The sequence below is a fragment of the Dyella tabacisoli genome (assembly GCF_003350925.1).
Lineage (GTDB): Bacteria > Pseudomonadota > Gammaproteobacteria > Xanthomonadales > Rhodanobacteraceae > Dyella_C > Dyella_C tabacisoli.
Map to the genome: position 1 here is coordinate 126486 of NZ_KZ857180.1, position 23961 is coordinate 150446.

Consider the following 23961-nt stretch of genomic DNA (forward strand, 5'->3'; position numbering starts at 1 on the left):
TGCCGTTAATGGCCTTGCAGTACTTCACGCAAGGTCAATAGCAAGGTACGCGCCGAGACCGGCTTGTCGATCTGATAGATGTGCTCCAGCGCCGGCAATCCGCTCAAGTCCGGCGGCGTATCCGAGCGCGTCAGCAAAATGGCGCTATCGCGATAGCCGTGATCGATCAGCGCGGCCAGGGTACGCACGCCGGTGAACAGGCTCATATCAGCGTCAACCACGACCACGTCAGGTACACCTTGCGCTTCGATCCATTGCAGGGCGGCGGTGCCGCTCTGGCTGGCATGCGCCTGGTAACCCCAGGCATCGAGGGTGTCGACCAGAAGCGACAACTGGGCGGCCTCTTCGACCACCACCAGCACACGCTCTCCATTGCCTTGCAGGTTGTCTTGCTCGTCCTGCTCGCTTGCATCGACGTGTTCGGCCAGCGGTATATACAAATAGAAATGGGTGCCATGGTCCGGCTCGCTCTCTACCCGCATGACGCCGTTATGACTGGCAACAATGCGCTTGCATGACAGCAAACCCAGTCCGGTGCCGGTGGTCTTGGTGGTGAAAAACGGCTCGTATAAGCGTCGCAATACTTCTTGGTCCATGCCGATACCGGTATCGGCAACGGTCAGGCACAGGTAGCGCCCAGGCTGCGCATCTTCACCGAACCGAAAGAAACTGGCCGGTAAATTGATCTGCGCGGCACCGACATGCAGCTCCCCGCCGGCAGGCATCGCCTGAATCGCGTTGAGGCACAGATTGAGCAGGCACTGCTGCAACTCGGTGTGATTGCCGTCGAAGCTGAGTTCGGGATCTTCGGCGTCGATATGCAAGGTCACTGTCTTGGGCACACTGCCCTGCATCAGCAGGCCAAGCGCTTCGAACAAGCCGCCAATGCGTACCTGCTCGGCCCGATGCGCGCCGCGTGCGAACGAAAGCATCGACTGCACCATGTCCAGACCGCGCTTGCCGCAATCACGCACCAAGGCACCGAGGCGAGCCAGACGCGGATCTTCTTGATAGTCCTGCAGACTGTCGCCGGCCAGCAGCAACGGCTGTAACAAGTTACGCAGATCGTGGCTGAGACCGCCAGCAAGCATCGCCAGGCTCTCGAAGCGCTGCGCACGAATCAATTCGGCTTCGGCGCGTTGGTGCGCACGCGCTGCCTCGGCCTCGCGCAAGGCACGCCGTACCGCGCTGGCCAGGCGCGCGATGTTTTGCTTGAGGATGTAATCGGTAGCGCCGTTGCGCAGCGCCTCGATCGCCGCCTCTTCGCCCAGCCTGGCCGAGACGAATATAAAAGGCAGCTCTTGATCGTGTTCGCGCAGCAACTCCAGTGCGCGGCGGCCGGAAAAACCGGGCAAGCTCAGGTCCGACAGCACGATATCGGGCTTGAACTCTCGCAGGGCGGCGAGGTAGCCCGCCTCGTCATCGACCACCTGCACGGTGTATACGAGCGCGTCGGCATCGAGCTCCGACAACACCAGCTCGGCGTCGGGGCGGCTGTCCTCGACTTGCAGTATGCGTACGCTAGGCAGCCATGTTCGACTTTGCTTGTCAGGCATGCATGGACCCTGCGGGGACGGGGAAGGCGAGACGATAGCGCGCGATACCGCTCAGCGCATCTACCATGCGCTGGTGCCGATATCCGCAGAACCCTCTCATTCCTCTTCCGGGCCTTGATTTAACACTGCCCAGAATTGCGCTGAAGTTCGCACAGATTCCAGAAACTGGCTTACATCGACCGACTTGATGACATAGGCGTTCACGCCAAGATCCCAGCCGCGCGCCAGATCGCTCTCCTCGCGTGAGGAGGACAGGATCACCACCGGCACCCGACGCAGCCGATCGTCGCTGCGCATCCGGGTCAGTACCTCCAAGCCATCCATGCGCGGCATTTTTATGTCCAGCAGCACCACCACCGGATTGATCGGCTCACGCCGGGCCCACTCGCCGCGACACTGCAGATAATCCATGCAATCCACGCCATCTTCCACATGGATCAGCGTATGCGCCAGATGCACCTCGCGCAGTGCGTCAACGACCAGCTCGGCATCGGCCAGGCTATCTTCGACCAATAAGATGGTCCGCGGATGACGATGAGTCATGCGCGCTCCTGCGCGAACGTTTCGGCCAGGTCGGAAGCGGGCAGAGTGAAATGAAAATGCGCCCCTTTGCCTAACTCGGCATTTGCCCAAATGCGCCCGCCATGCCGCGTGATGATGCGCTGCACATTGGCCAGACCAATACCGTTGCCGGGAAATTGCGAGGCGCGATGCAGTCGCTGGAATACCCCGAACAGCTTGTCGGCGTATTGCATGTCGAAACCGGCGCCGTTATCCGCCACGATGAACTCGTAATCGCCATTGGGACCACGCTGCGTACTGACCTCGATGCGCGCAACCTCGCATTGGCTGGTGTACTTCACGGCATTGCCGAGCATGTTTTGCCATACCGTGCGCAACATGTTCTCGTCGCCGATCACGATAGGCAGCGGCTCGACCGCCCAGACGACTTGCCGGCCCTGCGTCTCTGGCTCGACCAGCACCCGTGCCTCGTCGACCAGTGCGCGCATATCCACCGGCTGCAGCCGTAGTGCGCCACGGCCCAGTCGCGAAAACACCAATAAGTCGTCGATCAACAATGCCATGCGATGCGCAGCGTCGCTTATCACCTGCAGATAATGTTTCGAGGACTCGTCGGCCTGCTCGCTCAGATGCCGCTGCAATTTGTCGGTAAAACCGGCGATATGCCGCAACGGCGCACGCAGGTCGTGCGAAACCGAATAACTGAACGCCTCCAGCTCGCGATTGACGTCGGAGACTTGCTGCACTTTGCCCTCAAGCTGGCGATTAAGCTCTTTCACCTGGTGCTCGACCAAAGCCCGCGCGGTAATGTCGCTGACGGTCAGCAACAGCACCGGGGCGCCGCCATCGTCCTGCTCCAAACGCCGCGCATTGATGACGACGTGGCGGTCGATGCCATCGACGGTGCGCTGGATCAGTTCGTAATCCCACAGTTCGCGATCGAGCAGCAGCACGTCATTGAGCCGCTGCAGCAACGCGCTGTCGCTCCAGGCGCCATAGCCCAGCTCGGCCAAGGGTAGCGACTGCGCCTGGGCGTGGCCCTGGTTGTACGACAAGCCGTATAACTCGCCGAAGGCGGCATTTACCAACAGGGTTTGCAGCTCGGCGTCGAGCAAGGCAATCGGTTCGCGCACCGCCTGCACAATCAGTTGCGAGCGCTTCACTGCCAGGCTCTCGCGCACCTCGGCGCGCAGACGCCGACCGATCTGCCGCTCGGACACGATCACCACGATCGCCAGCAATACGATCTGCGCGACGGCGGTGATCCCAAAGACCAGGCCACTATTGAAAGATTGCCGACTCGCCTCGGTACGGCGATTGAGCAAGGTGCCGTCTTCGTTGCGGACAATGCCTTCGATCACGTCGTCCATCTTGAACAAGGTACCGGCGTCGCGCATCGCCTGCTTGGCGGCCAGCATGTCGCCGCGCCGATATTGCAAGATCGCCTGTTGCATCCGCTCCAGCCGCACATCCACCCTGGCGCCAAGGGCGCCGATCAGCACTTGCTGGTCGGGGTTATCGCGGGTCATGCCGCGCAACTTGCCAAGCAAGCCCGGCACGTCTTTGTAGGCCTGCTCGGAGCGGACTTTGATCTGCGCGTCGGCATCGCCGTCAAGCATTCGATACAGCGCCGCTTCGCTGTCGCGCGTCTCGTAGGCGATCTGGTAGGTGAGCGACTTCACCTCGGACGAGCGCGTCACCTGCTCGCCGGCTTTCAGCGCATCGCGCACACCGCTACGTGTCATCGCGTAGGGCAACGCGACAATCACCAACACTGCAAGCAGTAATCCGCCTACACGCCAGCGCAAAACCACCGAATCGTTCATTCCCCTGCGGACCACCGGCATATGCCTCCGATGCACTCGCGCATGGTTGCAGATATGCCTATGCGGAGGCTAGGCCCCAAAAGGCACAGACGAAGCCTTCAGTGCGCATAGCTGCTCATGGCCGCCGGCCGAGCCGTTGCCGCCTGCCCCCACTCTCGATTCGGCTGCGCCTGCATGGTGAAGTGCAGCTCGCCGCCGGCGACTATCTCGCCGTGCCGCAAAAACACCCTGCCTAACGGCTGGCCATTGAGTGTGACTTGTCCGACAAAAGGATGGGCGTCGTCCAGCGGCGCGGCGCTCACGGTGAAATCTTTGCCGCTCGGTAAATGCAGCGTCGCGCGCGACACAAACGGCCGGCCGATGGCGTATTCGTCACTGGCCGGTGTCACCGGATAGAAACCCAGCGCGGTAAAGATGTACCACGCCGACATCTGGCCCAGATCGTCGTTGCCGGCCAGACCATCCGGCTTGGGCGCGTATTGGCTGTCCATGATTTGCTTGAGGCGTGCCTGGGTTTTCCACGGCGCACCGGCGTAGTCGTACAGATAGGCCAGATGGTGGCTGGGCTCATTGCCGTGCGCGTACCAGCCGATCAGACCGGTGATGTCTTCAACGTGCTGGAAATGCGCGGGGTCGACTTTCGCGTCGAACACACGATCAAGCTTGCTGACGAAGTTCGTATCGCCGCCCATCGCGGCAACTAGGCCGGCGACGTCTTGCGGCACGTACCAGGAATATTGCCAGGCATTGCCCTCGGTGTAGTCGCTGCCGTAGCCGGCGACATCGGGATCGAAGGGTTCGCGAAAATGGCCGTCACTCTTGCGCGCGCGCATGAAGCCGGTTTTGGCATCGTAGGCGTGACGCCAGTTGGTGGCGCGTTGCTCGAAGGTCTTGGCTATGTCGTGCTTGCCCATGGCCTTGGCCATCTGCCCCAGCGACCAGTCGTCATAGGCGTACTCCAATGTTTTGGAAGCGCCCTCGGGCTCTTTGTCGATGGGCACATAGCCGAGTTTCATATAGTCGCCCAGGCCGCCGTAAGGGGCATAGGTGGCGCTGGCGACCATCGCATCCAAAGCCTTTTGCGCATCGAAACCGCGCACGCCTTTGATATAGGCATCGGCGATGACCGGTACCGCGTGATAGCCGATCATGCACCAGGTCTCCAAGCCCTGATACGCCCACACCGGCAAGATACCGAACGGGCTGGCTTCGCGTGCGGCGATCAAGGAGCGGATGAAATCGGTGCTGCGGCCGGGTTGCAACAGCGCCATCAAGGGCTGTTGCGCGCGATAGACATCCCATAGCGACCAGGTGGAGTAAAAATCGAATCCGTCGGCGTGGTGTACCTGGTGGTCCGGCCCGCGATAGTCGCCATTGACGTCCATCGACAGGGTCGGCGACAACATCGCGTGATACAGCGAGGTATAGAAGTTGCTGCGCATGGGGGCCGATGCTTCGACATCGATCACGGCTAGCGCTTTGTCCCAGGCGGCACGCGCCTCGGCGCGGCGGGCATCGAAATCCCAGCCGTTGCCGTCGCTGTCGAGGTTGTCGAGCGCATTGGCCTCGCTCACCGGCGAGATCGCTACCTTTACCCCCAGCGGCTGTTTCAATTCGGCGAAATCGAACACACCGACCAGAGCGCGGCCGCTCTGCGCATCGCGGTCTTGCGCCTGTTCGCCGGGCCCTTTGAAGCCTTTGTAGGGCAACTCGGCCTCACGGTTGTATAGCGTGCGCGACGTTATCGGCTGCGAGAAACGCATGGCAAAACACAGCTCACGCCCCGGTGCCCAGCCGCGCGTTTGGCGGCAGCCGGTCACGCTGCCGTCTTCATGCACACGCAGACTGCTCCACAGCACCTTGCCGGGGTAGTCGTAAATGCTCGGGCGCAGGTCAAGCAGCAGATGCGCCGGTTGGCCGGCGGGGAAGCTGTAGCGATGCCAGCCAATGCGGCGGCCGGCGGTAAGTTCGGCGCGCACGTTGTAATCACTCAAGGTGACGGCGTAATAGCCAGCCTCGACGGTTTCGCTGTCGTGACTGAAGCGAGAACGGTAACCGCTGCCCGGCCGGGCCGGGTCACCGGGCTCCAGCCGTACCGCGCCGCTGATAGGCATGAGCAAGACATCGCCGAGATCCGAATGGCCCGAGCCTGAGAAATGCGTATGCGAGAAACCCATGATGCTGCTATCGCCATACTGATAGCCGGCGGCCCATTTATAGCCATGCTTGAAATCCGGCATGGCCGTATCGGGCGAGAGCTGAATCATGCCAAATGGCACCGTGGCGCCCGGAAAAGTATGCCCATCGCCGCCGGTGCCGATGCGCGGATCCACCTCGCCGGCATGGCCGGACGTCACCGCGCCGACCTGTTGAGGTGACAAACTCATCGCAGCGACCAGTACGCTAATTAGCCAGGGGGACGGTGATCGGATAGCCATACAGGTTACCTTTACGCTGGAAGGGAAAAGGAGCGGTATCAGGGGGTAGGCAGTGGGGGCACTGAATTCCAACAAAAATCGACCTATGGGCGAAACGGGCTTGCGGCTTACCCGTGGCAGCGTCCCGAGCGCCCGTGGCGCCGCAGGCTTGCCCGGCGTATCCGTGCCGGCGCCCCGATCCAGCCTTCAAGCTGACTCTTACCTGGATTTAGATCGTTACAAGCGTCGCACGCTAGCATCGGCTGCGCAGCAAGGTCATGTTGCGCTGCGCGATAGACCGAATACCTAACTGTAGCTACATTTAGATCGTTCCAATCGAGACAATCACGATGGAAAGCAACACACCCATACGCCGTAAGGTCACCTTGACCGACATTGCCGCCAGCACCGGGGTGTCGCGTGCGACCGTGTCTCTGGTCCTGCGCGGCAGCCCACTGGTCAACAAACTCACTCGGGCCAAAGTCGAGGCTGAGCTGCGCCGGCAAGGTTATGTCTACAACCGGGCTGCCGCCAATCTGCGACGGCGCACGTCATCGAGCATCGCCTTGGTGCTTAACGAATTGGCCAACCCGTTCTTCGCCGAATTTGCCGCTGGCGTCGACGAGACCCTGGGCGAGGCCGGCTTTGTCACCTTGCTCGGCAGCACCGGCGAATCGATCGAACGTGAGCAAGCCGTGCTTGCTTCGCTGATCGAGCATGGTCCGGGCGGCATCATCTTGTCGCCGGCCGAGGGCAGCGATGCCCAACAAGTGCTGGCCACGGTCGGCGCGCAGACCCCGTTACTGCTGTTCAACCGCGAACTCGGCGGCAGCCTGCCGGAGTTCGCGCACTGGGATCGACTGATGCTGGACAACCAGCGCGGCGCCCGCCTCGCTACCGAGCATCTGATTGCGCAAGGTCACAAGCGCATCGCATTCTTCGGCGGCCATCGCGATTCCAGCTCGTGCCGCCAGCGCCATGCCGGCTATGTCGAGGCGATGACGGCTGCGGGCTTATCGATGCTGCCGCACTGGCGAGTCGAAACCGCACCGACGCGACTGGATGCCGCCCATCGCTGCGGCGAGCTGTTTACCCACGAGCCTGCACCGACCGCCGCGGTTTGTTACAACGACGCGGTCGCGCTCGGCCTGATGCTGGGCTTGAATCAACGCGGCTTGCAGCCGGGTCGCGACTTTGCCGTTACCGGCTTCGACGATGTGGCCGAGGCCGCCTTCAGCACCCCGGCCTTGACCACATTGGCTACGGGTCCGCGCGAACGTGGACGCCAGGCGGCGCAGACCATTCTCGCGCGGCTGCGTGATCCGCAGGCCGATACCAACTTCATCGTCGCCCCAGCGCAATTAGTCGTGCGTGAAAGCAGCGCCCCTCCTCGTTCGCTTTGATTCGCACCAGGAACGCTTATGGCCTTTAATGCCCCGCCCCCTTCGTCGCCCGCCGCTTCTATCGCGAACGGCACGGACAACGCGCGCTATACCGATTACCCGCTGGCGATGGGAGTGATAACCACGATCTTCTTCATGTGGGGCTTTCTCACCTGCCTTAACGACATTCTGATTCCGCACCTGAAAGCCGTGTTCGAATTGAATTACGCCCGCGTGATGCTGGTGCAGTTCACTTTTTTCGGTGCGTACTTTTTGATGTCGTTGCCGGCGGGGCGACTGGTCGCCGCGCTGGGCTACAAGCGAGGTATTGTTTCGGGCCTGGCCATCGCGGCGGTGGGCGCCTTCGGTTTTTGGCCTGCCGCCACGCTGCATTCCTATGGCGCCTTTCTCGGCGCGTTGTTCGTGCTGGCTACCGGCATTACCGTGTTGCAGGTCGCGGCCAATCCTTATGTCGCCCTGCTCGGCCCCGAACGCACCAGCTCCAGCCGACTGACCTTGGCGCAGGCACTGAACTCGCTCGGCACCACGCTGGCACCCTATCTCGGCGGCCTGCTGATTTTGGCCGCGGTGTCCTCGGCCATTCCGAAAAACGTACAGGATGCACCAGAGACCCAACAGCTCATCAGCAGCTTGAATGAGCAGCCGGCGGCTCAGGCCGTGCAAACCATGCAGCAGGCGCCCGCGGAACGCCTTGCCGCCGCCTTGGGCGGTATCGCCGGGCCGACGCTGGACAAGCTCCCGACCGATGCGCTGGTCGCCCAAAGCGAACGCTTTACGCCCGCCGTGCTCGGCGCCGTACTGGACAAGCTGCCGAGCGACAAACTGCTAGCGATACTGAAATCACAATCGGCCGAACGGCTCGCCGCGCTGCCGTCCGAGCCGCTGGCCAAAGCGTTGGACAGCCTGACCGGGTCCCATCTCGACGATGCCCAGACCACCCAGCTCAAACAGTTTCGCGATGGCTTGCCGGCGACCGTTAGCGATCGGCTGAAAGCCTATCGCGAGCATCAGTCCGAGGTGGTCAAACTGCCATACGTGGGGCTCGGCATCGTATTGCTGCTGCTTGCTGCCGGCGTGTGGCTATTCAATATGCCGGCACTGACCGAGACCACCGAAAAAGCCGACACCTCGCATCACACCCTGGCCGACGCACTAAGCCACCCACATGTGCTGTTTGGCGTGCTGGCGATCTTTTTCTATGTCGGTGCCGAAGTGTCCATCGGCAGTTTCATGGTCAATTACCTCTCGCTGCCCAACATCGGCCAGATGAGCGAACAGACCGCCACCCACTATGTGTCGCTGTACTGGGGCGGCGCGATGGTTGGCCGACTGGTCGGTTCGGCGCTGATGGTGCGACTGTCGCCGCGCAAGCTGCTGGGCGCATTCGCCACGATCAACATGTTGCTGGTGATGACCACCATGCTTACTCACGGCATGGTCGCGGTGTACAGCGTGGTCGCGATCGGCCTGTTCAACTCGATCATGTTTCCGACCATCTTCGCGCTGGGCATCGAACGCCTCGGCCCGCTGACCGGCAAGGCATCGAGCCTGCTCATCATGGCGATCGTCGGCGGCGCCATCGTGCCTTATGTGCAGGGCATGGTGGCCGATCACATCGGTGTGCAGCACGCGTTCTTCCTGCCCCTGTTCTGTTACGCCTACATCGTGTTCTACGGCCTGCGCGGCTCGCGGATTCACGACACCGCCACACTTAACTCATTGAGAGCTGTTTGATGCCACGGAACATCCTCTGCTTCGGCGAAGCACTGATCGACTTTCACAATGAGGGACAAGATTCACGAGGTTTTCCACGCAGTTTCGTCCCCTTCGCCGGCGGTGCGCCGGCGAATGTCGCGGTCGCGGTGGCACGGCTGGGCGGCGCTGCCGCTTTTGCCGGCATGCTTGGGCAAGACCTGTTCGGCGACTTTCTGCTCGATAGCCTGACCGAGGCCGGGGTGGACTGCAGCGCGGTAACGCGTACCGACAAGGCACATACGGCGCTGGCCTTCGTCACGCTCGATGCACATGGCGAACGCAGCTTCAGCTTTTATCGGCCGCCGTCGGCGGACCTGCTCTTTCGACCGGTGCACTTTCAGGACGAAAGCTTCCGCAGAGCGGCTGTGTTCCATGTCTGCTCCAACAGCATGACCGATCCCGATCTGGCCGAAGCCACCCGCGAAGGCATGCGCCGCGCACGCACGGCGGGCGCGCTGGTCAGCTTCGATCTCAACCTGCGCCCGGCACTGTGGCCGCACGACATCGACCCACGCCCCTTGCTCTGGCCGGCACTGCACTTAGCCGATCTGGTCAAACTCAGCGCCGAGGAATTCGCTTATCTCGCCATCGACGGCGAAGAGGCTGCGTTGGAGCAATTATGGAAGGGCCAGGCGCGCCTGCTGGTGGTGACCGACGGCGCCAAACCGCTGCGCTGGTTTCACCCCGACGCCGACGGCGAGATGCCGATTTACTCCGTGCCGGCGGTGGATAGCACGGCGGCGGGCGACGCCTTTGTCGGCGGCCTGCTGCACCGCCTGTCCACGCTCGAAGCAGCCCCCGGCACATCAAGCAGCGAACGCCTCGATCAACTTATCGGCGAACTGCCGCGCCTGCACGCCACGCTGCGCTTTGCCGCCGCCTGCGGTGCACTCACGGTAACCCGCCAAGGCTCGTTCGCGGCGATGCCCAGCGAAACCGACGCGCTCGCTTTTATGGACGCTTACGCATGAACGCTCCTACCGCTCCCGACACCGCCCCCGACTTTCGCAGCGAGACCTTTCTGCGCAATCACATCGCGCACAGCATGGCCTTCTATCACCCGCATGCGATCGACCGCTCGGGCGGCTTCTTTCACTACTTCAAAGACGACGGCACGATTTACGACCGTAGCCATCGCCATTTGGTCAGCAGCACACGCTTCGTTTTCAACTACGCGATGGCGGCGATCGAATTCGAGAAACCCGAATACCTCGACCAGGTACGTCATGGCCTGGATTACTTGCGCAGCGTGCATCGCGACCCGGCCACCGGCGGCTATGCCTGGACGATTCGCGACGGCAAGCCAGAAGACCGCACCAATCACGCTTATGGTGTTGCCTTCGTGCTGCTCGCTTACTCATGCGCACTAAAAGCAGGTGTCGCCGAGGCCGCCGCCTGGATGGACGAAACCTGGCAATTGCTGGAACTGCGCTATTGGGATGCCGCCGCCGGCCTCTATCGCGACGAAGCCGACCCAGAATGGAATTTCAGCGGCTATCGCGGCCAGAACGCCAATATGCATATGTGCGAAGCCATGCTGGCGGCTTATCAGGCCAGCGACGAAGTGCGCTATCTCGACCGCGCACTGCTGCTCGCCGATCACATGACCCGACGCCAAACCGCCAAGACCCATGGCCTGGTGTGGGAGCACTACGACACGCAGTGGAACATCGACTGGGACTACCACCGCGACGACCCCAAACACTTGTTCCGCCCGTGGGGCTACCAGCCCGGCCACCAAACCGAATGGGCCAAGCTGCTGCTCATCCTTGAACCGCTGCTGCTTGAGCGCAATCGCGAAGAACGCTGGCTACTACCTACCGCCAAGCACCTGTTCGACACCGCGCTGGCGCACGCCTGGGACAACACCAACGGCGGCATCTGCTATGGCTTCGCACCCGACGGCAGCATCTGCGACGGCGATAAATACTTCTGGGTTCAGGCCGAATCGCTGGCAGCCGCCGCGCTCCTGCATGCGCGCACGGGTCAAGCCGTATACGACGAGTGGTACATCAAACTATGGAATTACTCTTGGCAGCACTTCGTCGATCACCGCTATGGCGCCTGGTACCGCATCCTGACCCAGGACAATAACAAGTACGACGACGAGAAAAGCCCGGCGGGTAAAACCGACTACCACACCATGGGCGCCTGTCATGAGGTGCTGAGCTTGATTCGTGCCGGCGGAGTGCCCTGATAACCAAGGCTCCGCTCAGTGCGGAGCCGGCTTGGCATCAAGGCAGGCGGCAACGGCCTTTTTCAATCCGGTGTTGTCTCGCGGCAGCGTGAATTGCGCCGTGAGTAGTTTGCCGCCGGCCTTGGCTGCCGTCAGGCTAAGCCGAACGGTTTGGCCGCGCGATGCATCCGAAACCCAGTAAGCCAGCTCGCTGCGCCGTACCTCCGTATCGAAGATAAAGACGTTGCCTACCTGAAAAACCCCTGCGTCGGCCCACCTGCCCGATACGCCATGGCTGACCGCCGGTTGCGTTCCAATACCGATAAGCAGCGGCCCATGCGCGCTGGCATCAGGGCCTTCGTAGGGGTCGCTGTCGAAGCCCAGCGGCTGCGGCGCAATCTGAAACTCAAGGCCGGCACTCGGGTTGCCGGCACGGCAACTCAGTTGCAGCGTGGCATGGACGTGATAGTCGCCGTACGTGCTGTCCCCATAGGTTCGCGCGGTCAGCAGGGGTTGTCCGGCATACGGTTGCTCGACTAACCATATCGGCTGGGTGGGCGTAGCCACGGCTACGTTATCGCCGGCCATGGCATGGCTTGATAACGCTGCAGTCAAGGACATCCAGGTTAGAAGCGCACGCGCTGTAGGCATGATTCTTATGTTCATCAATGCAGTCCTTTGAAGCCGTGTATGTCCAGTGATGTACTTATGGTAACCGCCGCATGGCTAGGTAACAGGGCCAGCCATCAGGTGCTGGACAATCTAGGCGGGTGCTGGAATTTTCACCAGGCCGGTTACTGAACCTCGAAGGGGACTGCCGTGCGCCCTAGCGGCAGAAACAATCTGTTCCGGCGCCGATGCTGGCATCGCCGTATCCGATCGGCCAGACTGCAGCTCATGTTGCCGCCTAGACTGACATGCAAGCTCCCGCTGCTCGCTGCCCTGGTGCTGTTGCCGCTCACCGCGGCACACGCCGCCGCAGCGACTTACCGTTATGACACGGTGCATAGCCAGATTCTTTTCAGCATCGACCACAACGGCTATTCACGCCCGTTCGGACGGCTGCATATCGCCAGCGGCTGGCTACGCCTGGATACGGATGATTGGAGCAGTGCGGCCACCGAGCTAGACATCGATCTGGCCAGCCTCGATATGGGCGATGCCGCCTGGAACAGTGCGGTGGGCAAACCGGATTTTCTCGATAGCGGCCGCGCCCGTTATGCACACTTCACCAGCACATCGGCGGAGCGCAAAGACGACCAGCATGGCGTGCTGCACGGTCAATTGACCCTGCGCGGCGTAACGCGTCCGCTGAGCCTGCCGTTCACGCTCAACCGGGTCGCCAAGACCATTTATGGCCTGCACACCGTCGCGGGTTTTTCGGCCACCGCCACGCTGGACCGTACCGACTTCGGCATCACGGCCAATGCCGGCTCGATCGGGCGTAGCGTGTCAGTTTGGCTGGAGCTGGAGGCGATTCGCGATGATGCCGCGCAAACCGATCCGATCAAGACTGACCCCAGCAAAAAGGAGCAACCATGAGCCTGCGTAGTAATGATCGCCAATGGGGGTCCGTCGCCAAGTTCTTTCACTGGCTGATGGCCTTGGGCATTCTTGGTGTCGGCATCGTCGGCCTGTTGATGACCGACATGGCCCCGTCGATGAACAAGATCAATGTCTATGCACTGCACAAGTCGGCCGGCCTGACCATCCTCGCCTTATTTCTGCTGCGCCTGCTATGGCGTCTTATCGATCGCCGCCCACCGGACGAACCGGCGCCGCGCTGGCAACACCTTGCCGCGCATGTCACCCATGGCGTGTTGTATGTGCTGATTGCGGCGATTCCGCTCAGCGGCTGGTGGTTCAATTCAGTGCATGGCTATCCGCTGCAATGGTTCAAGCAATTCAATATGCCGGCGCTGGCCGAGAAGAACGAGGCAGTGGAGCATTTGGCCGGTACCGTTCACGAGTACCTGTTCTGGCTGCTGATCCTGGTGCTGGTCGCCCATGCGGGTGCCGCCTTGAAACACCATGTGCTGGATAAAGATAACGTGCTGCGCCGCATGCTTCCGTTCGGCAAAATCCGCGACGCGTCGACTACCTCCCAAGGAGACAAACCATGAAGCTTCAAACGATGAAATATCTGCTCCCGCTCGCTCTCGCGCTCGGCGCCAGCTTGGCCAGCGCCGCCGATTACACCGTGCAGGCGACATCGAGCAAGCTCGGTTTCGGCGGCAATTTCCAGGGCACCGCCTTCGATGGCAGCTTTGAAAAATGGACCGCGGCGATCAGCTACGACGCCGCCAAGCTGACGACATCGAAGTTCGATGTCGAGGTGGATCTGGCCAGCGCCAAGACCGGCGACCATGATCGAGACAACGCGCTGCCGGGTTCGGATTTCTTCAACGTGGCGAAATTTCCGAAAGCCCATTTCGTCACCACCGGATTCCGTCAAAACGGCGCGCAGGTGGTTGCCGACGGCAACCTGACCCTGCGTGGCGTGACCAAGCCGGTCAGCATCAACGTCACCTTCAAGCCCCAGGGCACCGGTGCCACGCTGGATGTGACCGGCACGGTAAAGCGTCTCGATTTCGGCGTTGGCGGTGGCGACTACGCCGATACCTCGGTGATCGGCGCCGACATCAAGGTCACCGCTCACCTCGTACTCAGCCCCAAGTAAGGTGGCTGATACGTTGTGGCAGCGCCTGCGCGGCTGGCTTATGCCAGCCGATGCCGGCGGCAACACCACGGCGCCAGCTCATATCCGCGCCGACGGCGCGCACGCCAAGGTCGCCGAAAGCCTGCGGCAACTACTCGATGACCCGACGATTCCGCCCAGCATCCGCAGCGAACTCGCCGCGGATTTCGGCCGCATCGATACCATGCTTGCGCGGCTGGAACGCGATGAATTGCATGTTGCCGTATTCGGCCGCGTCTCCGCCGGCAAGTCGGCGCTGGGCAATGCCTTGCTCGGTCGCGATGCATTCACCGTAGGCGTTCTGCACGGCACGACCACCATGGCCGAGCAAGCGCCACTGGACGAGGCCATCGAAGGCGGCCTGGTGCTGATCGACACGCCAGGCATCAACGAACTCGATGGCGAGGCGCGCGAACGCCTGGCCTTCGAGGTGGCCGAAGTCAGCGACTTGGTGATCTTTGTCGCCGATGGCGATCTCACTCGTGACGAACTCGATGCGCTGAAAACCCTCGCGGCCACGCAACGTCCACTGTTGCTTGCGTTGAACAAGGCCGATCGTTACGGCAACGACGAGCGAGAGTCGCTGTTGACGCATCTGCGCCAACGAGTGCAAGGCCTGGTGCGTGACGAAGACGTGATCGCCGTTGCCGCGCAACCATCGCCACGATCGGTGATCGACACGGATGCACACGGCCGCGAACGAACCCACGCACAGACACGCCTCCCTGAGGTCGCCGCGCTACGCGAACGATTGCTGGCGATCGCCCGGCGCGAAGGCAAAACCCTGTCCGCGCTCAATGCCGGCCTTTATGCCGGACGCCTTACCGATCAGGTCAGCGCGCGCATCGCTGAAAGTCGGCGCGCACTGGCCAGTCGACTGATCCGCCATTACTGCCTGGCCAAGGGCGTAGCGGTGGCGCTCAACCCGATTCCCATCGCCGACCTGCTCGCCGCCGCGGGACTCGATGCAGCGATGGTGCTGCAACTCTCGCGCGTCTACGGCTTGCCGCTGACGCGCGCCGAATCCGGCCGGCTGGTTGCCGTCATTTCGGCCCAGCTCGCCGCGCTGATGGGTGCGATCTGGGGCGTGCAATTGCTCGCCTCCACCTTGAAAGGCGTCAGCGCGGGATTGTCCGTGGTGGTCACGGCGGCGGCGCAAGGCGCGCTAGGCTGGTACGCCACGGTGCTGATCGGCCGCGCCGCCGAGCGTTACCTGGTGGCCGGCAAATCCTGGGGCGAACTCGGCGCCAAACGCGCGGTGGCCGAGATTGTCGCCAGCCTGGATCGCGATTCGATCCTGCGTGAAGCGCGTGAGGAAATTCTCAAGCGATTGAAGTCACGCTGACTTTTCGACCAGAAAAGCCCGCACCGCCTCCGCATCAAACGGCCAATCCAGCTCGCGACCATCCCGCTCGTCGCGCAGCACCGGCACGCGGGTGCCGTAGCGCGCTTCCAGTTCGTCGCTGTCATCGACCCAGATGCTGTCGAAATCCGGTGTGCGCGCCTCGGCCATCACGGCCAGGGCCTGGTCGCATAGATGGCAATAATCGCGTTGGTACAAAATCAGGCCTGGCATGACTATCAACCGTGTAGGGCGCGCGTAGAATACCGGCTTCCCCCAGCCACCAGCAGCACCGCCATGGCCGTCAGCGTATTCGACTTGTTCAAGATCGGCATTGGGCCGTCTTCCTCGCACACCGTGGGCCCGATGCGCGCCGCCGCACGCTTCGGCGAGCATTGGCTGGAGGAAAAAGGCGTACTTGACCGGGTCGCCCGCGTGCGTGTGGAGCTGTACGGATCACTGGCGATGACCGGTCGCGGCCATGGCACCGACAAGGCCGTATTGCTTGGCTTTGAAGGCCAATGGCCGGATAAGGTCGACCCCGATCAGATCCCCGGCATTCTCCAGCGCATTCGCAGCAGCGGCAGCCTGAACCTGCTGGGCAAGCGCGAGATCGGCTTCGACGAGAAACGCGACCTGGTGTTCAACAAGCGCCAGAAGCTGCCATTCCACACCAACGGCATGCGCTTCTCGGCCTATGACGCCGAGGGCCGCGAGCTGGCCACGCGCGACTACTACTCGGTGGGTGGCGGCTTTGTGGTCAACCCCGATGAAGCGGCCGAAGACCGCATCGTCGCCGACACCACCGAGCGCCCCTACCCCTTCACCACCGGCGACGAGTTGCTCAAGCTCTGCGCGCAACACCATCTCACCATCGCCCAGCTCATGCTGGAAAACGAAAAGGTCTGGCGCAGCGAGGCTGAAACCCGCACTGGACTGCTAACCATCTGGAAGGCCATGCAGGATTGCGTCAACCGCGGCCTGCGCTCGCCCGGCGTGTTGCCCGGTGGCCTCAAGGTAGCGCGCCGCGCACCGGCGATGGCCGAAGAATTGCGCAGCCAGCCCGAGGCCGCGCTGCGTGATCCGCTGACTATCCTCGATTGGGTCAACCTGTACGCACTGGCCGTGAACGAAGAAAACGCCGCGGGTGGCCGGGTGGTGACCGCCCCCACCAATGGTGCGGCCGGCATCGTGCCGGCGGTATTGCACTATTACTACCGCTTCTGCCCGAAATCGGACGAGAACGGCATTGTCGATTTTCTGCTTACCGCAGCGGCTATCGGCATTCTGTATAAGGAAAACGCCTCGATCTCCGGTGCCGAAGTGGGCTGCCAGGGTGAGGTCGGCGTAGCCTGCTCGATGGCTGCCGGTGGCCTCACCGCTGCCCTCGGCGGCAGCTTGATGCAAGTGGAAAACGCTGCCGAGATCGGCATGGAGCACAATCTTGGCCTCACCTGCGACCCCATCGGCGGCCTGGTGCAGATTCCGTGCATCGAACGCAATGCGATGGGCTCGGTCAAGGCGATCAATGCCAGCCGCCTGGCACTGAAGAGCGACGGCAAGCACCATGTTTCGCTGGACAAGGTGATCGCCACCATGCGCGACACTGGCCGCGACATGAAGGACAAGTACAAGGAAACCTCGCGCGGCGGCCTTGCGGTCAACGTGATCGAGTGCTGAGTTCGGCCGCTCCCTTGCCGAGCAAGGGAGCGGCCGAGTCGCGGCATCACCCCGGTGTCGCTAAAAGCTTCATACCCCCTTGCAGGCGGCCGATCCGGTCAGCTCGCCGCTGCGCCATCAACCCTGCCGAGCGCGGCATGTACACGTTCAGCCACGAATAGCCGGCCAGGCGGGGGGCATGGCTGACACCCCAGCCGCCGGTCTGTCATCATCCGCGTCTTGTGCCGTCCGGGGGGATGGCGCGTCGAGCCATAGTTACAGGAATCTGCATGTCTTCTTCCAGCCCCATGCGCCGCGACGTCGGCCCTTTCGCCCTGATGCTTACCGGCTTGGGCTCCATCATCGGCTCCGGCTGGCTATTCGGAGCCTGGCGCGCGGCTGGCCTGGCCGGCCCCGGCGCGGTATGGGCCTGGGTGCTGGGTGCGGCGATCATCATGACGATCGCCCTGACCTATGCCGAACTCGGCGCGATGTTTCCTGAATCCGGCGGCATGGTGCGCTACAGCCACTACTCGCATGGCTCGCTGGTTGGCTTTATCGGCGCCTGGGCCAACTGGATCGCGATTGTCTCGGTGATCCCGGTCGAAGCCGAAGCCTCGGTGCAGTACATGGCCTCGTGGCCGTGGCAGTGGGCACATGATTTGTACATGCACCAGCCTGGCGGTCAGGGCGAGCTGTCCGCACCCGGCCTGGCGATTGCCGCTGTACTGGTCATCATCTACTTCTTGCTCAACTTCTGGAGCGTGAAGTTGTTCGCGCGCTCCAACACCGCCATCACCGTATTCAAACTGGTGGTGCCGGCCGCCACCGGCCTGGCCTTGATCGCCAGTGGCTTTCATAGCGGAAACTTTTCGGTGGGCATCCATGGCGAAGCGCACACGATCGACTTCGCCGCCGTGCTTACTGCGGTGGCGACGGCCGGCATCGTGTTCAGCTTTAACGGTTTCCAGAGCCCGGTGAATCTGGCCGGCGAAGCACGCAATCCGGGCAAGAGCATCCCCTTCGCGGTGATCGGGTCGATCATGCTGGCCACTATCGTCTATGTGATTTTGCAGGTGGCCTATATCGGCGCGGTGCCGCCGGATCTGTTGGCCAAGGCCGGCTGGCACGGTATCGATTTCCGCTCGCCCTTCGCCGAGTTGGCGATTATCGTCAATCTGCATTGGCTGGCGATGCTGCTTTATATCGACGCCTTTATCAGCCCCAGCGGCACCGGCATCACGTACACCGCGACCACCTCGCGCATGATCTACGGCATGGAGCGCAATGGCACCCTGCCGAAAATTCTCGGTCAGTTGCACCCCAAGTACGGTATCCCGCGTCCGGCCATGTGGTTGAACCTGGCGGTGTCGTTTCTGTTTCTGTTCTTCTTTCGCGGTTGGGGCACGTTGGCGGCAGTGATCTCGGTAGCCACCATCATCTCTTACCTCACCGGCCCGGTCAGCGCGATGACCTTGCGCCGCACCGCGCCGGATATGCATCGCCCGCTGCGCATTGCCGGCCTGCCCATCCTGGCCGGTTTCGCCTTTGTACTCGCCACGGAGCTGCTGTTCTGGGCACGCTGGCCGCTCACCGGCGAAATCATCTTGCTGATGGTCGTCGCGTTGCCGGTATACCTCTACTACCAGGCCAAGGTCGGCTGGCACGACTTTGCCCGCCAGCTCAAAGGTGCCTGGTGGCTGATTGTTTACTTGCCGACGATTGCCCTGGTTTCATGGGCCGGCAGCACCACGTTTGGCGGACACAACTACCTGCCTTACGGCATCGACCTGGCGGTAGTCGCGATCGTTGGCGTGGTGTTCTACCTGTGGGGCGTGAAGTCGGGCTGGCGCACGCCGTCGGTGGAACAGGCGCAGTTGGATGCACAGGCCAACCCCGTGTCGCATTGAGGCCGGCCTCTTTATCGACATGAAAAAACGCGCGGTGATGAGCCGCGCGTTTTTTGTTTTTACGTCGCCTTGGCTGAGCTGCTCAACTCCACGCACTCAACCTAACGCGAGCACATCGCCGAGCAGTGCCTGGGCGGTAACTTCCGGCCCTGCGCCCGGCCCTTGAATCACCAGCGGCTGGGTGTGGTAACGGGTAGTAGTGAGGGCAAATTGGTTGTCGGTGCCGTAGAGGCGGGCGGCCGGATGATTGGCCGCCACTTCAACCAGGCCGACGCGAGCGCGGCCACGCTGATTGAGGCGTGCGAGATAGCGCAGCACCTGCCCGCGCGACTTCGCCTCTTCATGGCGCGCAGCCAGCGGGGTATCGAGTTCATCGAGACGAGCAAGAAATTCGTCGGTGGAAATATGCCGCAGGGCCTCGGGTACCAGGCTTTCCACGATCACTTCTTCGCTGCCCAGAGCGAAGCCGGCATGACGGGCGAGAATAAGCAGTTTGCGCGCGACGTCTTCACCGGATAGATCCGAGCGCGGATCAGGCTCGGTGTAGCCGAGCTTGCGCGCCTCACGCAGCAAGGCGGAGAACGGCTGACTGCCATCGTACTGGTTGAACAAGTAGGACAATGAACCGGAGAACACACCCTCCAGGGTGAGCAGCGCATCACCGCAGCTACGTAGCCGGCGCAAGGTGGAGAGTACCGGCAGACCGGCACCGACCGTTGCCGCGTCACCGTAGCAACCGCCCTCGGCGATGGCGGCCTGTAGCGCACGCCAGCCGGGTAATGCACCGCCAGCCAGCGATTTGTTCGCCGTAACGACGTGATAGCCGCGCGCCAACCAGTCGGCATGGCGCGATGCCAGATCGGTAGAGGCCGTGGCGTCCACCACCACTTTCAGGGCCGCATCGCTGGCATCCAGCGCGGCGAGCAAAGCGGTGTCGTCACGTGATGCGCCGTGCTGTTTGAGCTGCTCGCGCAGGTCGCGGGCAGCGAGCCGGGCAGGATCGGTTTGTTGTTTGCGCGAATTGGCCGCGCCGACCAGCCGGAGCTTGCTGGCCACCGGCGTACACAGCAGCTTGAGAAAAGCGCCACCGACGACGCCGGTGCCCAGCAGCACCAGGGCCGCACCATTTGCGGATGCGGATGCGGATGCGGATGCGGGGGCGCGGGCAAGCGCGGGTGCTTCGTCGATCAGGACCGCGCTCATGCGCTCACCTTGCGTTTGGATGAGGCGTCGGTCACCGATTGTGCGCGCAGCAAAGCGGCATCGAGGTCACGCAGCAAATCGTCGCCGTCTTCGATACCGACCGACAGCCGCAGCAAGGTATCGGCGATACCGGCTGCCTGGCGCGCCTCGGGCGCCATCGCGGCATGAGTCATCGAGGCGGGATGGGCGATCAGGCTTTCCACGCCGCCCAGCGATTCGGCCAGCGTGAAATAGTCCAGGCCATCGACGAAAGCTGCGATCTGCGGTACGCCGCCTTCCAGTTCGACACTCAGCATGGCGCCGAAGCCCTGCTGCTGACGTGCCGCCAGCGCATGGCCGACGTGGCTTTCCAGACCGGGGTAATACACTTTACGCACCGCTGGATGGGCGTCCAAACGTGTCGCGATACGCTCGGCGTTCTCTTGATGTTGACGCAAGCGCACGCTGAGCGTGCGCAAGCCGCGCAAGGTGAGAAAACTGTCGAACGGCGCACCGGTGAGGCCATTGCAGTTTCCCCACCACTTCAACTGCTCGGCAACAGCGGCATCGCGCGCCACCACGGCGCCGCCGACGACGTCGCTGTGACCATTGATGTACTTGGTGGTCGAATGCACGACCACGTCCGCACCCAGCACTAGCGGCTGCTGCAAGGCTGGCGAGAGAAAGGTGTTATCGACCACGACCAATGCACCCACGGCGTGCGCGGCCTGCGCCACGTGCCGCACATCGGTAATGCGCAACAAGGGATTGGACGGGGTTTCCACCCAGACCAGCGCCGGCTTGCCGGCAAGGCCGAGCGCCAGGGCATGGCTGTCGGTGAGATCGACGAATTCGACGCTGAAACGACCTTTCTTTGCCCAGGCATCGAGCAAGCGCCAAGTGCCGCCATAGCAATCATGCGCGGCCAGAACTTTGGCCCCTGCGGGCACCAATTCCAGCGCCAGCGCTACCGCCGCCATGCCGCTGGCGGTGACTACCGCACCGGCCCCCTGCTCCAACTCGGCCAATGCATTGCCCAGCAGATCACGCGTTGGATTGCCGCTGCGCGAGTAATCGTAAGCGCGCTTGCCGCCCAAACCGGTGAAGCTGTAATTGGTGGACAAATGCAATGGCGGCACGACGGCGCCGTGCTGCGTATCCGATTCAATGCCGGCGCGCACGGCGCGGGTACAAGGGGCCGAAATGTCGCTCATGTCAGTCTCCAGAAATGCTTTGCGATTTTTTTGTAGGTGCACACCCTGTGCGTTTATCCGGCAGGGTACGAATGGAATTACGGCTAAAGCTGCGGCCCTATGGCTTCGTCGGTTTCGCCCGCAGCGCGGGCGCCTACATCAACGCTTCGCGCAGCAACGGCGCGAGGCGGTCGCTTTCTTTGAGTGCGGCGTCGTGCCCATAAGGCGACTCGACGACCTCCAGCGTGGCCGGGCCGAGCAAGCGGCGCTGCAGCTCACACAGGTCGGCCAACGGCACCAGCCGGTCGGATGGAAAGCCAATCAGCGTCGCCGGCGTCGGCACTTGCTCGGGGGTGATGTCATGCAGGTCGATCGACTCGGACAACGCCAGGAAACGCTCGACGTCAAAGCGCTCGACGAAACGACGGCCGGCTTGCTCCAGGTAATCCTCGACTGGAAAGTGAAAGCGGCCGTCACGAAACTCCGGCGCGGCGGTGAAGCGCCGGGCGAATTCATCGCTGCCGCGATAGGTGGTCATGGCCAATTGACGCGCCAGCGCGAGTGCCTGCTCGGGCTGGCCGCAATCCTGGCCCAACCGCACGATGCTTCGCTGCACGGCGCGCTGAGCCGTCGCCAGCGGGTGCGCCCGATGCGCGCCGGCCAGTAAGACCAATCGATCCAAGGCATAAGGATGACGCGCGGCAAAGGCCAGGGCCGCCATGGCGCCGTAGGAGTAGCCAACGAAGGCATGCACGCGACCGATGCCCAGCGCATCGACCAAGGCCGCCAAGGCGTCAGCCTGATCTTCACTGGATACCACGGCGGCGTCACCCTCGGACAAATCCGCCGGGGTCAGCCAGTCGATTGCCAGCACCCGGTAACGGTCCAGATCGATCGCCTGCCCCGCGCCGACCAACGTTTGCCACCAGCCCGGCGCGGCCTCGCCATCGAGGGCCAGTACATCGCGGCTGGCCGAGATGCCGCCTTGCACGATCACCGTCGGCGCATCCGGCGCACCGCACCACAGGTAGCGCACATCGACCGCACATGCGCGGCTGCCGTACTTGGGGGTGAGTTGCACGCGACGGGTGCTGCGCTGGGTGGTCAGGTCCGACCGCAGAGAAATCGCCGGCACCAACGGTGCGGAAGCGACTGGCGGAACAGGGACGGATTGGCTGGGCATTTTCTCTCTCCGGACGGCAGGGCCTGCGGGTCGAGAGAGGTCACTTCGCACGGCCACAATGGCACGGCAACACGAAGCTCGCCCATCTCTCGGCAGTGCCCGTAGGCACTTCCGCAGGAGTTGGCACCGTGACGGGAAAATAATCCCGCTGGTTGCCCCGGCTTCAAAGGGCCTATCCCTCAGCCGGTCTTGATGAGTGGAGCGGACTCTACAGGCGACATTAAGTCGTGTCAACAGACGTCTAAACGTCTATGCGTTCAATTTCATTTGATACTTTTGTGACACCCGGCCATGCGAACCTAAACCACACCGCCACACCGCGCCGCATAAGCCTTGGTCGTCTCGCACGAGGCCTTCGGATAACATGGCAAAGCCTTGTCTTGACCATCGACTTAAGAGAGCACCACCGCCATGAACTCGCCCCCGACCCCACCTGACCGCGAAGCGGTCGGTCCGCACTTCGATCTGGCGCTGATGCAGCACGCCCGCGAGCGCTCCTGGGTCGCCTTGCAGGGCATTCGCGACCGTATGCATCCCGGCATCAGCGAGAGCGAAGCCCGCGCCGAAGCCGAGGCGGTGTTCGGTGAGCTTGGTGTCGAGCGGCTATGGCATCCGATCGTGATCCGTATCGGCGCCAATACGCTGAAGACGTTTCGAGAGGCATCCGATCCGGATATCCGCCTGGGCGAGAACGACCTTTATTTCATCGATCTCGGCCTGGTCTTCGAAGGTCACGAGGGCGACGTCGGCGATACTTTTGTCGTCGGCCATGCGCCGCAGCAGCAGGCCTGTGCCGATGCCGCACGTGAGTTGTTCGGCATGGTGGCCGAGGCGTGGCGCAACCAATCGTTCAGCGGCCAGGCGCTGTATGCATTTGCCGAGCAGCGAGCGCAAGCCATGGGCTGGCGCCTGAACCATGCCATCAAAGGGCACCGGGTCAGCGACTTTCCGCATGCTGTGCACCGCGCCGGCGACCTCGGCACGCTGGAGGCCGCTCCGTCGAGCGGGCTGTGGATATTGGAGATCCAGATTGCCCATCCGACCGAGCCTTACGGCGCCTTCTACGAGGATTTGCTCGCCATCTGATGGCCGTAAGCCGGACACTCTGCAACACTGCCGCACATGCTCCAAAGAGCATG

At 62.5% G+C, this 23961-nt stretch carries 20 protein-coding genes and 1 riboswitch; of the genes, 11 read left to right on the plus strand and 9 right to left on the minus strand.

Annotated features, from left to right (window positions below; all coding sequences use genetic code 11):
* Positions 1–5: 5 nt before the first annotated feature.
* From DVJ77_RS16740 to DVJ77_RS16755, 4 genes are all read right to left on the minus strand, one after another.
* Positions 6–1556: a response regulator gene (locus DVJ77_RS16740; RefSeq protein ID WP_191983715.1), complete on the minus strand. Its 1551-nt coding sequence runs from the start codon at positions 1554–1556 to the stop codon at positions 6–8.
* 96 nt (positions 1557–1652) lie between these two features.
* On the minus strand, positions 1653–2099 hold the full coding sequence (locus tag DVJ77_RS16745; RefSeq protein ID WP_114846655.1) for a response regulator: 447 nt from the start codon (positions 2097–2099) through the stop codon (positions 1653–1655).
* Positions 2096–3904 carry an ATP-binding protein gene (locus tag DVJ77_RS16750; RefSeq protein ID WP_114846656.1) on the minus strand — a complete coding sequence of 603 codons (1809 nt, stop codon included), beginning with the start codon at positions 3902–3904 and terminating at the stop codon, positions 2096–2098. The genes DVJ77_RS16745 and DVJ77_RS16750 overlap by 4 nt, the downstream gene beginning before the upstream one ends.
* Before the next feature lie 98 nt (positions 3905–4002).
* Complete coding sequence (locus tag DVJ77_RS16755; RefSeq protein WP_114846657.1) at positions 4003–6342, minus strand: GH92 family glycosyl hydrolase; 2340 nt, start codon at positions 6340–6342, stop codon at positions 4003–4005.
* Between the two features lie 329 nt (positions 6343–6671).
* On the opposite strand from DVJ77_RS16755, the gene DVJ77_RS16765 reads away from it, so the two are divergent.
* From DVJ77_RS16765 to DVJ77_RS16780, 4 genes are read left to right on the plus strand one after another with little or no spacing between them, the layout of a single operon-like run.
* Positions 6672–7724 (plus strand): LacI family DNA-binding transcriptional regulator, encoded by a 1053-nt coding sequence (locus DVJ77_RS16765; protein ID WP_114846659.1) that lies wholly within the window; start codon positions 6672–6674, stop codon positions 7722–7724.
* Between the two features lie 18 nt (positions 7725–7742).
* Positions 7743–9458, plus strand: coding sequence for a sugar MFS transporter (locus DVJ77_RS21705; RefSeq protein ID WP_114846660.1), 1716 nt, complete (start codon positions 7743–7745; stop codon positions 9456–9458).
* Positions 9458–10450, plus strand: a complete 993-nt coding sequence (locus tag DVJ77_RS16775; RefSeq protein WP_114846661.1) for a carbohydrate kinase family protein — start codon at positions 9458–9460, stop codon at positions 10448–10450. Before DVJ77_RS21705 ends, DVJ77_RS16775 begins: the two co-directional genes overlap by 1 nt.
* Positions 10447–11676, plus strand: a complete 1230-nt coding sequence (locus tag DVJ77_RS16780; protein ID WP_114846662.1) for an AGE family epimerase/isomerase — start codon at positions 10447–10449, stop codon at positions 11674–11676. Before DVJ77_RS16775 ends, DVJ77_RS16780 begins: the two co-directional genes overlap by 4 nt.
* A 15-nt stretch (positions 11677–11691) precedes the next feature.
* On the opposite strand, the gene DVJ77_RS16785 is transcribed toward DVJ77_RS16780, so the two are convergent.
* On the minus strand, positions 11692–12270 hold the full coding sequence (locus DVJ77_RS16785; protein ID WP_162791533.1) for a hypothetical protein: 579 nt from the start codon (positions 12268–12270) through the stop codon (positions 11692–11694).
* Positions 12271–12552: 282 nt separating this feature from the next.
* On the opposite strand from DVJ77_RS16785, the gene DVJ77_RS16790 reads away from it, so the two are divergent.
* From DVJ77_RS16790 to DVJ77_RS16805, 4 genes are read left to right on the plus strand one after another with little or no spacing between them, the layout of a single operon-like run.
* Positions 12553–13197, plus strand: a complete 645-nt coding sequence (locus DVJ77_RS16790; RefSeq protein ID WP_114846664.1) for a YceI family protein — start codon at positions 12553–12555, stop codon at positions 13195–13197.
* On the plus strand, positions 13194–13778 hold the full coding sequence (locus DVJ77_RS16795; RefSeq protein WP_114846665.1) for a cytochrome b: 585 nt from the start codon (positions 13194–13196) through the stop codon (positions 13776–13778). Before DVJ77_RS16790 ends, DVJ77_RS16795 begins: the two co-directional genes overlap by 4 nt.
* Complete coding sequence (locus DVJ77_RS16800; RefSeq protein ID WP_380039713.1) at positions 13775–14335, plus strand: YceI family protein; 561 nt, start codon at positions 13775–13777, stop codon at positions 14333–14335. Before DVJ77_RS16795 ends, DVJ77_RS16800 begins: the two co-directional genes overlap by 4 nt.
* A gap of 40 nt (positions 14336–14375) precedes the next feature.
* Positions 14376–15698 (plus strand): GTP-binding protein, encoded by a 1323-nt coding sequence (locus DVJ77_RS16805; protein WP_114846746.1) that lies wholly within the window; start codon positions 14376–14378, stop codon positions 15696–15698.
* On the opposite strand, the gene DVJ77_RS16810 is transcribed toward DVJ77_RS16805, so the two are convergent.
* On the minus strand, positions 15690–15929 hold the full coding sequence (locus DVJ77_RS16810; RefSeq protein ID WP_114846666.1) for a glutaredoxin family protein: 240 nt from the start codon (positions 15927–15929) through the stop codon (positions 15690–15692). The genes DVJ77_RS16805 and DVJ77_RS16810 overlap by 9 nt on opposite strands.
* Positions 15930–15992: 63 nt before the next feature.
* Here DVJ77_RS16810 and DVJ77_RS16815 point away from each other — a divergent pair, with 63 nt between their 5' ends.
* Both DVJ77_RS16815 and DVJ77_RS16820 read left to right on the plus strand, forming a co-directional pair.
* A complete protein-coding gene (locus tag DVJ77_RS16815; RefSeq protein ID WP_114846667.1) occupies positions 15993–17375 on the plus strand; it encodes an L-serine ammonia-lyase in 1383 nt (460 codons plus the stop codon).
* A gap of 269 nt (positions 17376–17644) precedes the next feature.
* On the plus strand, positions 17645–19264 hold the full coding sequence (locus DVJ77_RS16820) for an APC family permease (RefSeq protein ID WP_162791534.1): 1620 nt from the start codon (positions 17645–17647) through the stop codon (positions 19262–19264).
* Positions 19265–19360: 96 nt separating this feature from the next.
* Here DVJ77_RS16820 and DVJ77_RS16825 read toward each other — a convergent pair whose 3' ends face one another.
* The 3 genes from DVJ77_RS16825 to metX form a co-directional block, all read right to left on the minus strand.
* A complete protein-coding gene (locus DVJ77_RS16825) occupies positions 19361–20467 on the minus strand; it encodes a homoserine dehydrogenase family protein (RefSeq protein WP_114846669.1) in 1107 nt (368 codons plus the stop codon).
* Positions 20464–21660 carry a cystathionine gamma-synthase gene (metB, locus tag DVJ77_RS16830; protein ID WP_114846670.1) on the minus strand — a complete coding sequence of 399 codons (1197 nt, stop codon included), beginning with the start codon at positions 21658–21660 and terminating at the stop codon, positions 20464–20466. Before metB ends, DVJ77_RS16825 begins: the two co-directional genes overlap by 4 nt.
* Positions 21661–21793: 133 nt before the next feature.
* Entirely contained in the window at positions 21794–22822 is a 1029-nt protein-coding gene (gene metX, locus DVJ77_RS16835) for a homoserine O-succinyltransferase MetX (RefSeq protein WP_114846671.1), read from the minus strand.
* Positions 22823–22901: 79 nt separating this feature from the next.
* Positions 22902–23021, minus strand: a riboswitch (SAM riboswitch).
* A 212-nt stretch (positions 23022–23233) separates the two neighbouring features.
* On the opposite strand from metX, the gene DVJ77_RS16840 reads away from it, so the two are divergent.
* Positions 23234–23908 carry a M24 family metallopeptidase gene (locus tag DVJ77_RS16840; protein ID WP_225428052.1) on the plus strand — a complete coding sequence of 225 codons (675 nt, stop codon included), beginning with the start codon at positions 23234–23236 and terminating at the stop codon, positions 23906–23908.
* Positions 23909–23961: the final 53 nt, after the last annotated feature.